Below are 14,274 nucleotides of genomic sequence, written 5' to 3'. Positions count from 1 at the left end.
CAATTCGCCTGCCTGCCAAAAGCAGCGGCGCATCAATTGGTTGGCGCTGTGGCCTTGGTCTGCCGGATCGGCCGCTCGGCAGGCTTCGGGGGCTTCGCCGCACCGGTGAACAAGGCGAAGTCCACCGAGCGCTCGCCCTGTTTGAGCACAAGCCGGCGCGGCTCGATCCGCTCGACCTTCCAGCCGCTCACGTCGTCGCCCGTGCGTACGCGCAGCACCTTGTCGCCCTTGCTCGTCGCCCGGATCGCGGCGTGACCGTCGCCATTCTCGCTGACGATGCCGAGCACCACCACGCTCGGCGGCGGCGGTGGCGGTGGCGGCGGTTCCTGCCGCGCCACCGGCGCGACCGGCTTCGCAGGCGGCCGACGCGCGGTCGAGAACAGCGGCTTGTCCCTGGTCGCGGCCAACTGTTGCAGCGGCTGGAGCTCCACCGGATTGTCGACGATGACCTCGCCAGCTGCCGGAACTTCCGCTGCGCGCGCAAGCAACGCGCAAAGACAAAGCACAGCGACCATCAACGATTGCAATGCGATCGACATCTGCCGGCCGTCCATTTGCCGCGTGTACTTGCGTGCGTACTTGTCTACGTGCACCAGCGTCGACGGATCGTCATCCGCGCGTGCAACTATCAACCTGCGCCAGCAGCGTGCGTGTTGCAAGCCTTCATCGTTGCATGCGGCGCAAGGTGTCGCGCGTCGCAGCGTGTATGCGTCAAATCTGTGAAGGTGAATCACAGCCGGACATTGTCGCCATGCGCATCGCGCGAGAGCTGTTGTAACGACGGCGTCATCCAAGCCGCACACACTCAAGACGTGCGCAGACGGCATCCAGCCGACGCTGCGGCTTCCGTCGACATCAAGATCGTCGAGACGAAACACCGGTATCAAAGACGTGGCGTCATGCGTTCGAGTCGCATCCGTGCCGGCCTCATGCCGCTGCTGCTCGGCGCCCTGCTCCTGGCGCTGGATTGCATTGTGACGTGCAGCACCGGGGCCGGACAGGCGCTCGCGGCGTGCGAGCTTCGCTCGCGCGGCGGTGCGATCAAGCGCGTCGTCCAGATCGAGCTCGACAACGTTCACCTGCGCCGCGACAACCCGAACGTGCCGTCGGACCTCGAGCAGATGCGGCATCTGCGCGATTTCCTCACGCGCGGCGGAATCATCGGGAGCAATCACCAGACCTCGCCGCTGGCCCACACAGCCACGGATGCGCTCACGATCCTGACCGGTTTGCATGGCGACCGCATGGGCGTGCCGATCGGCGACAGCAGCGCGGCGTTCCGCAGCGACGGCAGCGTTGGCTTCGCCAGCGCCTTCGCCTACTGGACCGCGAACAGCAGCGACGGCAGGCCACTGATGCTGGCCGACACCGGCAAGACCGTGCCCGCACCATGGGTGCCGTTCACCGCCGCCGGCTGCGACGTCGGCGCGTTCGCAGCGACAGGTCTGACGCTGCAGGAGATCGGCCCCGAGGTCGCGGCCACGCTCGGCGCCTCCGAAGTGCGCGCTGCCGCCGGCGATCCGCTCAAGGCGCGCGCCGATCTGCTCGGCATCGCCATCCATTGCGCTCGCGGCAGTACATTGTGCAGCAACGCCAATGCGCGTCCCGATCTGCTGCCCGATGAGCCGGGCGGCTACGCCGGCTTCAGCGCGTTGTTCGGCAACCGCAATGTGCAACCGGTGATCTCGCCGGACGGCCCGGTCAAGGATATTGGCGGCGATATCATCGACGACGACGCAGGCCACCCCGGCTTTCCCGGTGCGTCGGAGACAACGGCCGCCCAATCGCTTGGCTATGCCGCGGCGATGCTGGAGGCCGGCGTCCCGGTGGTCTATGTCGGAATCGGCAATGCGCACCGGCCGGCCGCCGCGCGCCGGCGCGCCCTCGGCCCCGGCGAACGCGACCATGTCGCCAGGCTCGCGGCAGACGATGCGGCCTTCAAGGCCTTTATCGACCGGCTCGCCGCAAGCGGGATCACGACGCGCAACACGCTGTTCGTCGTCGTGCCCACAGGCAACGACCGCTTTGTCGGCGGCCCACCCAGCCCGCCCGCGTGCGATGGCGTTGCGGTACCGTGCAGCTACGGGCCGATCGGCGCGATCGGCATTGCCATCGATCGGCTGCTCGCGACCGAGCGGCGCAACGTCACCGGGTTCGATGTTCAAGCCGGCAACACGCCGCCGTTCTACATCCGCGGCAATCCGCTATCCACCGATCCTCTGACGCGCACGCTCGCGCAGGACGTCGGCAAGCTTGGCGTCGTCAACCCGGTCACCGGCAAGAGCGATCGCCTGACATCGATGGTCGCGGACCGCGCCCAGATGCAGCTCATGCACATGGTCACGGCAAGCCCCGCGCGCGCGCCGCATATCCTGATGTTCGCAGATCCCGATTACGTCATCCGGACGGCCGCCAGCCGCGCTGACTGCGCACAGCCGCCGGCCTGCATTGCCGTCAATCCCGACACGGCGTGGGTGCGCGGCGACATCGCGCAAATTCTCGGCGGCAGCTGGTTCGGCATGGTCGGGCCGGGCATAGCTCACCGTGGCGAGACACCGGACATCCTCTCGCACCACGCGGACCTGCGGCCCACCATGCTGGCATTGCTGGGCCTGACCGACCGCTACATCCACGACGGCGTCGTGCTTGTAGATGCGCTCGACGCGAACGCGCTGCCAGTGGAGCTCGCAAACGATCGCGAGACCTATATGGATTTGGCGCGCGCCGCCAAGACGATCAACGATCCGCTCGGCCAACTCGGACGCAACGGCCTTGCCCTTGCGACCCAGGCCGTCAAGGGCGGCGACGTCGACTATCAGCGCTATCTCGACACGACCGGCGCGATCACCGCGAGGCGAGGCGCCCTGACGCGCGAGATCAACGCGCAACTCGATGGCGCGGCTTTCGGGCATCGGCCAATCAATCCGTCTTACGCCCGCACACTGATCGGTCGCGCCGAGGCGCTGGTCAACGAGGTCGAGGATCTCGCCGGCAGCAGCCTCGCTCCTGCCGATCGTCCCTGGAAGGCAGCAAGCGATGCGCATTGACAACCGATCTGCCGATCACACCGCGGCATCCCCGCGAGGCGGACAAGAGGGACCGGTCGAGCAACGTCTCCAACCGTTCTGCCTCTCGCGCATGGCGCCGATTGGCGCAGTGACCGGCACCTGGCTTGCGCTCGCCGGCCTGCTCGGCGGCTGCATGATGGACAAGGGCATCGACTTGCCTGGCCGCGACCAGGTGACCGACCCGATCCGCGATGCCGACTTGCGCGCGCGCTGGAACGGCCCGGTCGGCGGGACCTCCTCCGCAACGGCATCCGCGCGCACGCAGCCGATGGTGTTTCCCGGCGCAGATCAGGATCTCGCGCCGGCGCCTACGCTTACGCAACGAGACGCCGCCACAACGGCGACGACCCATCTGGCGAACGCCGTCGACAGCGACGTCGTCACCGAGGGCGGCGGCATCGAGCTGAATTTTGACAATGCCGATATTCCGACGGTGGTGAAATCCGTGATCGGTGACAGCCTTGGAATGAACTACGTCGTCGACCCGCGGGTGCAGGGCGTGATCACGCTGGCTTCCGCACAGCGGATTCCGCGCAAGGACGTGTTGCCGATCTTCGAGAGCGTGCTGCGAATGTCGAACGCGGCGCTGCTGCGCGAAGACAATCTGATCCGCATCGTGCCGCTGCCGGAGGCTGCGGGCGCCGGCGTCTCGGTCGTCGGCGCCGGACAACCCGGCTATGGCGTTTCGATCGTACCATTGCGCTTTGTCTCTGCCGCCGCGATCGGCAAGACGGCGGAAAGCTTCCTATCGCGCCCCGGCGCCGTGCGCGTCGATCAGGCCCGCAACGTGCTGTTGATCCAGGGCACCGCCTCCGAGCGGCAGGCGGCGCTCGGCGTTATTGGCACGCTCGATGTGGAGTGGCTGCGCAATCAGTCGGTCGGGCTCTATCCGCTAAAGTCGACCGCGCCCGAGACCATGATCCGCGAGCTCGAGAAAGTCTTCGACACCGCCGATGGCGGACAGGGACAGGGCGTGATCAAGTTTCAGCCGGTGTCGCGCATGAACGCGGTGCTGGCGGTGAGCAAGAACAGCAAGGTGCTGGAACGCGCCACCCAATGGGTGCGGCGGCTGGACCGCTCCGATCCCACCGGCACGACGGTGCGGGTCTACAGCCTGCGCTTCGGCAACGCGCGCAGCATTGCCCGCATCCTCAACGAGATGTTCGTCGGCCGCAGCTCGCAATCGGCCGGTGACAGCCAGACCAGTCCGACCGCGCCCGGTCAGAGCGGAACGACATCGCGTATCGACTCGCTCGGTGCCGGCACGCTCAGCAGCAGCAACAATCCGGCGACGACCACCCAGGGCGGCACCGACAATTCCGGCACCGCCAATCGCAGCGGCGCGGCCCAGGTCGGATTCTCCGATCGCAAGGACGACGACCAGGATGCTGCGGGACCGGGCGGCGGCGGGACCGGGCTGGGCTCGCTTCCGCGCGGCATATTCCAGAATGTTCGTGTCACCGCCGACAAATCGACCAACGCGATCATGGTCTATTCCAACCAGGAGGATTATCTCGTGATCGAACGGGCGATCGAGTCGCTGGATCGGCCGCGGCTGCAAGTCGCCGTCGACGCGATGGTCGCCGAGGTCACGCTCACCGACCAGCTGCAGTACGGCGTGCAGGCCTATCTGACCAGCGCCAACGCCGGCGCCGGCCAGGACAAGGGATCGGTCGGCCTGTTCGGCGCCGCGCAATCGGCCGCGCAGACTGCCCTGCTCGCACGCGTGCTGCCCGGCTTCAACCTGCTGCTCGGTGCCGAAGCAAATCCCAAGTTCGTCCTCAACGCGCTGTCCACCCTGACCACCGTCAAGGTGCTGTCGGCCCCGTCGCTCGTGGTCTCCGACAACGAGCCGGCGATCCTCGAGGTCGGCGACCAGGTGCCGATCTCGACCGGCAGCACGGTCACCGGCCTCAACGTGGTGAGCAGCATCAGCCGGCAGAACACCGGCATCATCCTGAAGGTGCTGCCGCATGTGCATCCGAACGGATCGATCGAGCTCGAGATCGAGCAGGAGGTCTCCAATGTCGTCAATCCGGGCGGCGCGAGCGCCCAGAACCTGACGCCCACCATCTCGCAGCGGCGGATCCATTCGACGGTCGGCACCAGCAGCGGCCAGACCGTGCTGCTCGGCGGTCTCATCAAGGAGGACGACGAGCGTTCGGTGGCCGGACTTCCCGGCCTCAACCAGATCAAATATCTCGGCGACCTGCTCAGCCAGAAGAGCGACACCAAGCTCCGCTCCGAGATCATCGTGTTCGTCACGACGAAACTGGTGCGCAACGGCCACGACGCCCAGGTGATCGCCGAGGAATTCCGCGAGCGCCTCGACAGCATGCGACGCGCACCCTCGATCTTCAATGCGCCGGGCGCGGCACCGCCATCCGTCGCGCGCAAATGAGACCGAGGCCGCCGATGGCGATGGTGTCATCCATGCTGCGGGTCCTGGGAGCAGCCATCTTCAGCACGGCCGCGACCGCCGCCGAACTGAGCAGCGTGACTCTCAAAGGTGACGTCACCATCATCGCGCTCAGCGGCGACGTCGCCCAAGGCGACACGGAGACTGCGGAAACACTGATCAAGGCGGCCAATGACGGCAACCGCCTGATCTCGGCCGTACGGCTCGATTCACCGGGCGGCAGCCTCGCCGAGGCGGTCAAGCTCGCCGGCCTGATCCGCAGGGCGAAGCTGCCGACCATCGTCGCGGCCGGATCGCGCTGCGCATCGGCCTGCTTCATCGTGTTCGCGGCGGGAAACGAGAAATTCGCAAGCTATGAGGCCGCGATCGGCGTCCACGGCGTGTCCGATAAATTCGGCCACGAGACTGCGCAAACCGAAGAGGCGACGATTGCCATGGCGCGCATCGCAAGCGGGTTCGGCGTGCCGCCGCGCATCATCGGACAGATGCTGGCGACGCACGCCCACGAGATCGCGTGGCTGACGCCCGACGATCTGCGCGCGATGGGCGCCATCATGACCGATCGGCCAGGACGCCACGCCCCGCCGCCAACATCGCCTGACGATCGCTGGCTTGCCGGGCTCGATCATCAACCGGAAGGCGGAACGACGAGATCGCAAGGGGCCGATCAGCGCACGCGTGAGGCGGCGGGCAAACCCGGGGCGCACGCGTTGCCTTGGCAGAAGAGGTAAGGCGGTTTCCGCAGAAGAGTTCGTCGAGCGCGCCGATATGGCGTGCATCGAGACCGGACTGCGCCCGCTTCTCGGACTCCCGTTCGCGATCATCACAGCTCGCTCACGAGGCTCACACGTGATCGCAGGCAACGTCATTGCTCGTTGCTGGCGGCGCTGGTCAGCTTCTCCAACGAGATGTCTCCGGCAGTCCCGCTGCCTCCCTCCTGACCATCGGAGCCGTAGGAGAGGATATCGTAGGCATCGTGTTCGCCGGGCGCCCGATAGATATAAGGATGACTCCATGGGTCATTTGGAACCATACCGCCCTTGAGGTAGGGACCGTTCCAGTTGGCCGCGCCTGACGTCCTCTGCACCAGCGCCGTGAGCCCCTCCGCAGTCGACGGGTAACGGCCGGTATCGAGCTGGAACAGGTCGAGTGCGCTCGCAAAGCTCCGCATCTGGATCTTGGCGGCCTTGACCTTCGATTCACTCAGGTAACTCAGCACGCGTGGGCCGACCAATCCCATGATCAAGCCGATGATGGCGATGACGACCAGCATCTCGACAAGCGTGAAACCCCGCTCGCCTTGCCGCGTGCTGTCGTCTCGGTCGATACGCCCGGAAGTAAGGATAGGCTTTTGCTTCGACATCGCTGTTCGTCCGATGAGCTGTGAGGCGGAGGTCCATCACCAGACTCGTTGACGCTCCGCGAATAGTTCCGGGCGCCTCGATCGGGGCGCCCGGTCGTGTCATGTGCTTGACGTCATCCGGTGCGGCGCAATCGGAATTGCGCCGTCCGCAATGCGTCGGCTTACTTGGCGCCGCCGCTGGCTCCGTTGGCGACATTCAAGCAGCCGTTGGCCTGAGTGGCGGCCGCGGCGCTGATGGCGGTCGTCCGCGTACCCCAGTACTGGCTCTTGATGTTCTTCGCGTAGCTGGCCGGAACGGGATGGAAGCCGGCATTTTCGATCACCGCGGAGACGTCCGGATCGAAGTTCGGATCGGTCGAGTCGGCACCGGCGACGTACGTGGTCAGGAAGTTCACCAGGTTGGTGACGCGGTTGGCGTCGGCCTGGACGTTGTAGCAGCTATACAGATCGAGGAACGTCGTGCCGCTGAGCGGATAGGCGTTCAGCCTGTTCGTGAGCGGCAGCACCGGCAGGCCGGTCACGGTCACGCCGGACTGGGTGACAGTGCTGAACACGTTAGCGTAGATATTGTAGTCGTTCCAGGTCCAGGTCGTGGACGGCGTCTTGAGCCTGGTGTCACCCCACGCGGCGGCGGCACCATCCGGTGTCGGTGCAATGAACGCCAGGGTCGTCGATCCCCCGTTGTTCGGGATATAGGTGCCGGCACCGCGCAGCTGCTCGTTCTGCAGAGCTGCCGAACGCGGCGCGGCGATGGTCCCAACCTGGGTGGTGTGGGGCTGGGTGAAGTCGGCACTGACGTATCCGATGCGGCCCGCCTTGCTGCTATCGGTGCTGATCGCGGATGCCACGCCGCCGCTTCCGGTTGCGCTGATCCACGCATTGGTCGTGACCGTCGTGGTGACCGACCACGGACCGGCGCCGCGGACGGCATCGATACGGGCGATCAGGTTGGTGAAGGAGGTGCTCGGCAGGGTCGTGGTGTTGAAGATCGACTTGTAGCCGTAGGTGCCGGTCGGCGTGTCAAGCAGCGGGCAGACCGCCTTGAGATAGTTGGTCAGGATGAAGCTCGTGCCGCTGCCATCGCCGCGATACACGATCCTGATCGGCAGCGACGAAGTCGAGTAAGCCTGCGCCGTGCCCGAGCTGTTGGGGTTGGTGTAGTCAAAAGCCGCGAGCTGCTGCGCGCCGGTCTTGTCGAGATACGGGATGTTGTTGGGGGTCGTGTTGTTCCAGTCGGTCACGAGGCCGGTGAAGATCGCGCACATCTGCGCCGTGCTGAGCTGGATGGCGGCGCCCTGGTTGGCCTGGGTGCCGGGCGTGGCGCCGGTGCCGGCGACGGCCGAGTTCACCGTCATCGTGCTGGTGTTGACGCCGATCGCGACGTTGACCTCGAAAGCCGGGATCTGGATCGGATTGCCGTACACGGTCGTCTGATAGGCGACCGACGCCGTCGAGGTGCTGTTCAGCGTGATCTGGGTCAGCGCGCCGCCGGTGGTGGTCCAGCCCTGCGTCGGGTTGAAGCTGACGGAAGATGTCGTGAGCGCCGCCAGGGTGCTGCCGAGCGGCGAGTCCGACAGGCCGATATCGACGCGCGGATAGGGATAGCTGCCGAACTTGGTCGCCGGGCTTCCCGGATTGGCGAGGTCGATCATTGCAGGCTGGTTCGCGGGCAGCGGCGTGGCGATCGAAATGTTGGCCGACGCGTTCGGCGTGACCGTGCCGTTGTACCACTGCCGCGGATTGTTGGTGATGAAGCCGCGCACGCCGTTGCCGCTGCCGACACCGGCATACATGCCTTGCACCGGCACGCTCACCAGCGTGCAGGTGGTCGGCAGTTTGCCCCGGGCCGGGAAGCTGGAGTCGAACGCGAAGCCGTCGGGGTAGCTGGTGCCGGAGCCGACGATGCCGCCCATGTAACAGTCGAAGATCTGCCGGAAGGCTTCCGAGGCGAGCGTGCTGCCGCCCGCGTAGATGCCGGCCGTGGCGGTGGAGGCCTGCGCGTTCGCGGGCGTGATGGTCGAGGACGCGAGCAGGGCGAGCACCGAGGCGGTGCCGAGCATGTATCTGGACGATTGCATTTTCATTGCGCTGTTCCTGTGGGGTTGATCACCACCGGCACATCGTCATCGCGTCGTCATCAGAGCGCAAAGTAATCTTCAAACAAGAAGAAGTTTATTTTGCCACTCAATCAAGATTTGTTGGAACAAATCTACGATTGAGAAAGTATCTCTGCCGTCGACGTCATGTCTCCGTCGCCGATGATTGACTTCACGTCTGATAGACAATTCGACGATCGGCTTCGCGCAGGGATTATTTTCGATGAGCATCCGAAAAACATCTTGGCAATACCACATCTGATGCTCTATGGACTCTCTCGTCCGATGGCTCGCCGTCTGATCGCATACTCTCTACAGAGCAATCTCCGCGGGCTTTCATTCAAGCGAGGCCTCCCACATGGAAGACAACTCGAGCGGACGTCTTGCGATTCGTGTGGGGCATGGCGGCCATGCAATTTGGGCGCGCCCGCTGATTAATTATCCATCAACCGACCTGAAGCGGGCGCAAGCTCTGCATCAAGAGGGCGTGGCGCACGCACGACAGGAGCGCTGGCGCCAGGCATTGCGCGCATTCAACGAAGCCGCGCGGCTCGCGCCCGACCAGTCCGGCTTCAATTATTGCAAGGGCGTTGCGCTGTGCCGGTTCGATCGTTTCGACGACGCGCGCGAGGCATTCGCCGCGGAACTCAGGGTGACACCGACGCATGCGCCGGCGCTTGCCGAGATCGGCACCTGCCTTGCCCGCACCGGACGCACGCGGGACGGCATTCCCTATCTCCAGGATGGGCTGCGTCTGCTGCCGAACATGCCGCTCGCGCAATACAGTCTCGGTCTCGCGCTCCTGACCGAGAACCGGCGCAGCGAGGCGCTCGCGGCGCTCGACAAGGCGATCGAGCTCGATGCCGGGTATGGCGAGGCCTACCGTACCCGCGGCCTCGCCTATGTGATGGACGGACAGTTCGACAGGGCGGTCGACGATCTTCGCGCCGCCTCAACGATCGACAGCGACAATTACAAGGCGATCATCGAACTCGGCATGAACTTCGGCGTCGCCGCGCGCGACCAGCAGGCGGCGCGGTTGTTCGAGATCGCCGCCGAGAGCGCGCCGACCGTCGCGCTGCCGCAATATCTCTATGGTCACTTCCTGATCAATCATCGCGCGTTCGAGCGCGGGCTCTCTTATGTCGATCGCGCGCTCGCAATCGATCCGCTGCAGGCGGAGCATCATGTCGGCCGCGGCTTCGGATTGCTCGGACAGGGCCGCATCGAGGAGGCCGTCGCAGCCTATCGGCGCGCCGGCGAGCTCGATCCCGGTAGCGCCGGCATCGCCGGAACCCTGCTGTTCGCACTTCAGCACAAACCGGGCGTGACCCGCGACGAGCTGCTGCGCGAGCACAGGCGATGGGCGGTGCTCTACCGGCCGAGCGCGCCGTTCAATCGCCTTGCATTCGCCAACGTGCCGGATCCGGCGCGCAAGCCGCGGCTTGGCCTGGTGTCGGCGGACCTGCATCGCCATGCGGTCTCGTTCCTCGTCCTGCGCGCCTTCGAGGCGCTCGCCGCACTCGGCTACGAGATCTTCTGCTACAAGACCGACAGCAAGCGGCAAGACGACGACTTCAGTGAACGCTACAAGGAGATCTCGCTCTCCTGGCGCGACGTATCCGGGATGGACGACCCGGCGCTGGGACGGCAGATTGCCGAGGACCGTGTCGACGTCCTGTTCGATCTCGCCGGCCACACCGCCGGCAACCGCCTCTCGCTGTTCGCAATGCGCGCGGCGCCGATCCAGCTCAGCTGGGCCGGCTATGTCGGCACGGTCGGGCTCGATACCTATGACGGCCTGATCGCCGATCCGGTGGAGATTCCGCCGGAGCATGACGCGAGCTATGTCGAGCGCCCAATCCGCCTGCCCGACTGCTATGTCTGCTATCACCCGCCGGCGAAAGCCCCCGAGGTGCCGCCGCTGCCAAGCTTGAGCGGTGGCCGCTTCACGTTCGGCTGCTTCAATCGACCGGCCAAGCTCAACAGCGAGCTTGGCAAGGCCTGGGCGCGCATTCTCGCGCAAGTGCCGGACTCGCGCATCCTGATGGTTTACGGCGGCCTCGGCGAGACCAGCACGCGCGACGCGGTCTACAACGTGCTCGGCCAGGGCGGCGTTCCGCGCGAGCGGGTCGAGCTGGTCGGCGAAACCGAGCAGGACAAGCTGCTGGTTGCCTATGGCGAGGTCGATATCGCGCTCGATCCGTTTCCTTATTCTGCCGGCGTCACAACGCTCGAGGCGATGTGGATGGGCGTTCCGACCGTGACTTTCGTCGGCGACACCTTCGCCGGCCGTCACTCGGCGGCCCACCTCACCGCAGCGGGGCTGGGCAGCTTCTGCGCGCACAGCATCGACGACTACGTGGCGATGGCAGTTGGCTGGACGCACCGGCGCGATGAACTCGCCGAGTTGCGCCGCACCCTGCGCGACCGCGTAGCCGCCTCGCCGCTCTGCGACGCCCCCCGTTTCGCCGACAATCTCTCCCGCGAACTGATGAAACTCTGGGCGGAGTGGTGCGAGGCCCGCGCGAACGCGGTGGCCTAGCCGCAATCGCAGGCGAAGCGGAAAAAGGTGCGGTCCTCCGCGGTATCGCGAAGGACACGCAGGTCGACAGTCAAAGGGTGCGTCGATGTCGAAGGCAGGGTTCAGCGAAGCGCAGACGATGCGTGCAGGGCTGGCGATGCTCAATCAGGCCTCGTCCGAGCGGCGCGCGGAATTCATCCAGACCGTCATGGACCGCGCCATCGCGCTGTTTCGTGACGGCCAGCTGGACAGCGCGGATCTGCTGCTCGAGACCATGGAGCAGGAACCCGAGGTGCGGTCACACGTCCTGCATATCCGCGGCGTGATCGCGCTGCAGCGGGACGAGGACGAGCGCGCGCTGGAGCTGATCGAGGAAGCGGTCAGGCTCAATCCCGCCGACGGCGAGGCGCATGGCAATCTCGGCGTTCTGCTGCTGAAGAGCCGCCAGTACCCGCAGGCGCTGGCCGCCTACACCGCCGCGCTGACGCTGCGGCCGGACAATGCGGCGGCGCAGCTCGGCCTCGCCCGCGCACTGGCGATGCTCGAGCTGAGCGATTTCGCCGACGACGTATTCCGCGACCTGATCGCGAGCTCCCCCGATTACATCGATGCGATCGTCGATTTCGGATGGCTGCTCAGCGACACCAACCGGCACGACGCGGGCATCGCGTTGCTGCACGACGCGCTGGAACGATATCCCACCCGCACAGAGCTGCGCACCGTGCTTGCGGTCTGCCTGTTCGGCGTCGGCAACTGGTCGGCGGCCTGGGCGGAATATGAGGGGCGGCTGTCGGATCCGCGTGTCAACAGGCATTTGATCTCGACCGACCGGCCACGCTGGCAGGGTGAGGAACTTGCGGGCAGGACCATCCTGCTGCAATCCGAACAAGGCTTTGGCGACACCCTCCAGTTCGTGCGCTACGCGCCGATGGTGAAAGCGCGGGGCGGCCGCGTGATCCTGCGAACGCCGCCAGTCTTGCTGTCGTTGATGCAAACCGTGGCCGGCGTCGATGCTGTCGTCAGCGACGCAACCGCGGCGCCGGCATTCGACGTCCATCTGCCGCTGCTGTCCTTGCCGCTGATCTTCGATACCCAGGTCGACACGGTTCCGGCGGCAACTTCCTATGTCACCCCCGATCCGGATCTGGTCACGCGATGGCGTCAGCGCCTCGGCGGCAACTCCGGCCCCGGCATGTCCGTTGGCCTAGCGTGGCAAGGCAATCCCGGCCATCTCAATGATCAGCGCCGCTCGATCCGGCTCGATCTGCTACGCCCCCTGCTCGACTGTCCGGGCGCGCGATTTGTCAGCCTGCAGATCGGCCGCGGGCGTGAGCAGCTCGCCGACTTCGACGATCGCATCCTCGATACCGGTGCGCAGATCGACGCGGCATCCTTCGCCGATGCCGCCGCAATCATCGGCAACCTCGACCTCGTTATCTCGATCGACAGTGCCATCGCGCATCTGGCCGGTGCGATGGGCAAGCCGGTCTGGATCCTGCTCGCCAATGGCAGCGATTGGCGTTGGCTCCGGGATCGCAACGATACCCCGTGGTATCCACAAGCCCGGCTATTCCGGCAAACAAGACCGGGTGATTGGGCTGAAGTGATCGGACGGTTGAACTGCGAACTCAGGTCCCTCGCCGGGGCCGGGTCCGAGTTGCCGGCGGAACCGATCGCGGACCCGATCACGAGCTCCGCGCTCAAGATGACGGTGCCCCATGACGAGGGCGACACGCTGGTATGCGATGCCCTGTTCGTCGAGGCGTGCCGCCAGCATCGTGCAGGAAAACTGGATCGCGCGACGAAGCTATTCGAGCACGTCCTTTCCCTCGACCACGGACACGTCAACACACTGTGCAATCTCGGCGCGATCGAGCTCGGCTTCGGCCATCATGAGCGCGCGTACACGCTGTTGCAGACCGCGGTGACGGCGGCGCCTAACCTGGCGCCGGCGCGCATCGCGCTCGCCGACGTGCTGATCGCGACGCACAGGACGGAACAAGCGGTTGCTCAATACCGCAAAGCGGTCGAGCTTGCGCCAACGAGCGTCGACGCTCACGCAGCATACGCAAATGCGGTGCGGAAGCTTGGCCGTGATGAGCAGGCGAGCGGCATGCATGCCGATATGGTGAAGCGCCAGCTTCATCAGCATTACCGCAAGGCGCTGGAACTCGCCCCAGCCAGTGACGCACTGCATGCGCAGTATGCACTGGCATTGTGCGAACTTGGTGATCTCGACAACGCCATGCTGCATTTCCTGGCAGCGACGAAGATCAATCAGCAGCAATCTTCGGAATTCTACGAAGCGCTTGGGCGCGCATGCGCCGCACGCGGCAATTCGCAGGGCGCCGAAATCAGCCTGAAACACGCAGTTGCACTCGATCCGCGCCGCGTAACCGCCCATTGCGCACTTGCCGACGTCTATCTCATGCTCGAACGACCCGATGAAGCATCGGCAAGTTTCCATGAGGCGCTGGCGATCGATGCCGCAAGTGCGACGGCCCTGCACGGAATTGAACGGACGCTTACGGCGCAGCGGAACACAGTCATCAACGGACTATCGTGACATGCGTTGCGTTGCCGGTGATCACGTTGTTGCCCGCGTCGCAGCCGATGTCTGCGATAGACCTCGCGGATGCGCAATCACAGCCGCGACGCGCGCAGCACTTGTCCCGAGCACAAATCAATTCTGCATCATCGACTGTGGCACGGCATGTCGCGACGTGAGCACTCGTTGTGGTTTCATTTCCATGTCACCAACCACAGATAGAAGTGTCGCGACCGACTTGAAATGTGACGATTGC

At 65.4% G+C, this 14,274-nt stretch carries 8 protein-coding genes; 5 read left to right on the top strand and 3 right to left on the bottom strand.

Annotation, left to right across the window (positions count from 1 at the left end; translation table 11 throughout):
- Positions 1 to 32: 32 nt before the first annotated feature.
- The gene (locus ACVIGB_RS45025) at positions 33 to 659 is read right to left on the bottom strand and encodes a hypothetical protein (protein WP_456724436.1); all 627 of its coding nucleotides are present in this window, start codon (positions 657 to 659) and stop codon (positions 33 to 35) included.
- Positions 660 to 899: 240 nt separating this feature from the next.
- Between ACVIGB_RS45025 and ACVIGB_RS45020 the strand changes: the two genes are divergently transcribed.
- From ACVIGB_RS45020 to ACVIGB_RS45010, 3 genes are read left to right on the top strand one after another with little or no spacing between them, the layout of a single operon-like run.
- The gene (locus tag ACVIGB_RS45020) at positions 900 to 3,047 is read left to right on the top strand and encodes a hypothetical protein (protein WP_456724437.1); all 2,148 of its coding nucleotides are present in this window, start codon (positions 900 to 902) and stop codon (positions 3,045 to 3,047) included.
- On the top strand, positions 3,037 to 5,469 hold the full coding sequence (gene gspD / locus ACVIGB_RS45015; protein ID WP_456724438.1) for a type II secretion system secretin GspD: 2,433 nt from the start codon (positions 3,037 to 3,039) through the stop codon (positions 5,467 to 5,469). Before ACVIGB_RS45020 ends, gspD begins: the two co-directional genes overlap by 11 nt.
- Before the next feature lie 14 nt (positions 5,470 to 5,483).
- Positions 5,484 to 6,218: a hypothetical protein gene (locus ACVIGB_RS45010; protein ID WP_456724439.1), complete on the top strand. Its 735-nt coding sequence runs from the start codon at positions 5,484 to 5,486 to the stop codon at positions 6,216 to 6,218.
- A 134-nt stretch (positions 6,219 to 6,352) separates the two neighbouring features.
- Here ACVIGB_RS45010 and gspG read toward each other — a convergent pair whose 3' ends face one another.
- Both gspG and ACVIGB_RS45000 read right to left on the bottom strand, forming a co-directional pair.
- Positions 6,353 to 6,850: a type II secretion system major pseudopilin GspG gene (gene gspG / locus ACVIGB_RS45005; protein ID WP_456724440.1), complete on the bottom strand. Its 498-nt coding sequence runs from the start codon at positions 6,848 to 6,850 to the stop codon at positions 6,353 to 6,355.
- Positions 6,851 to 7,011: 161 nt separating this feature from the next.
- Positions 7,012 to 8,934, bottom strand: coding sequence for a substrate-binding domain-containing protein (locus ACVIGB_RS45000; RefSeq protein WP_456724441.1), 1,923 nt, complete (start codon positions 8,932 to 8,934; stop codon positions 7,012 to 7,014).
- A gap of 499 nt (positions 8,935 to 9,433) precedes the next feature.
- Here ACVIGB_RS45000 and ACVIGB_RS44995 point away from each other — a divergent pair, with 499 nt between their 5' ends.
- Both ACVIGB_RS44995 and ACVIGB_RS44990 read left to right on the top strand, forming a co-directional pair.
- A complete protein-coding gene (locus ACVIGB_RS44995) occupies positions 9,434 to 11,491 on the top strand; it encodes a tetratricopeptide repeat protein (RefSeq protein ID WP_456724442.1) in 2,058 nt (685 codons plus the stop codon).
- 85 nt (positions 11,492 to 11,576) lie between these two features.
- Entirely contained in the window at positions 11,577 to 14,036 is a 2,460-nt protein-coding gene (locus ACVIGB_RS44990; protein ID WP_456724443.1) for a tetratricopeptide repeat protein, read from the top strand.
- The last annotated feature ends 238 nt before the right edge of the window (positions 14,037 to 14,274 follow it).

This window comes from Bradyrhizobium sp. USDA 4341, assembly GCF_054063755.1.
Note: the sequence above shows the minus strand (reverse complement) of the source record. Positions and strands in the feature narration are given on the sequence as shown.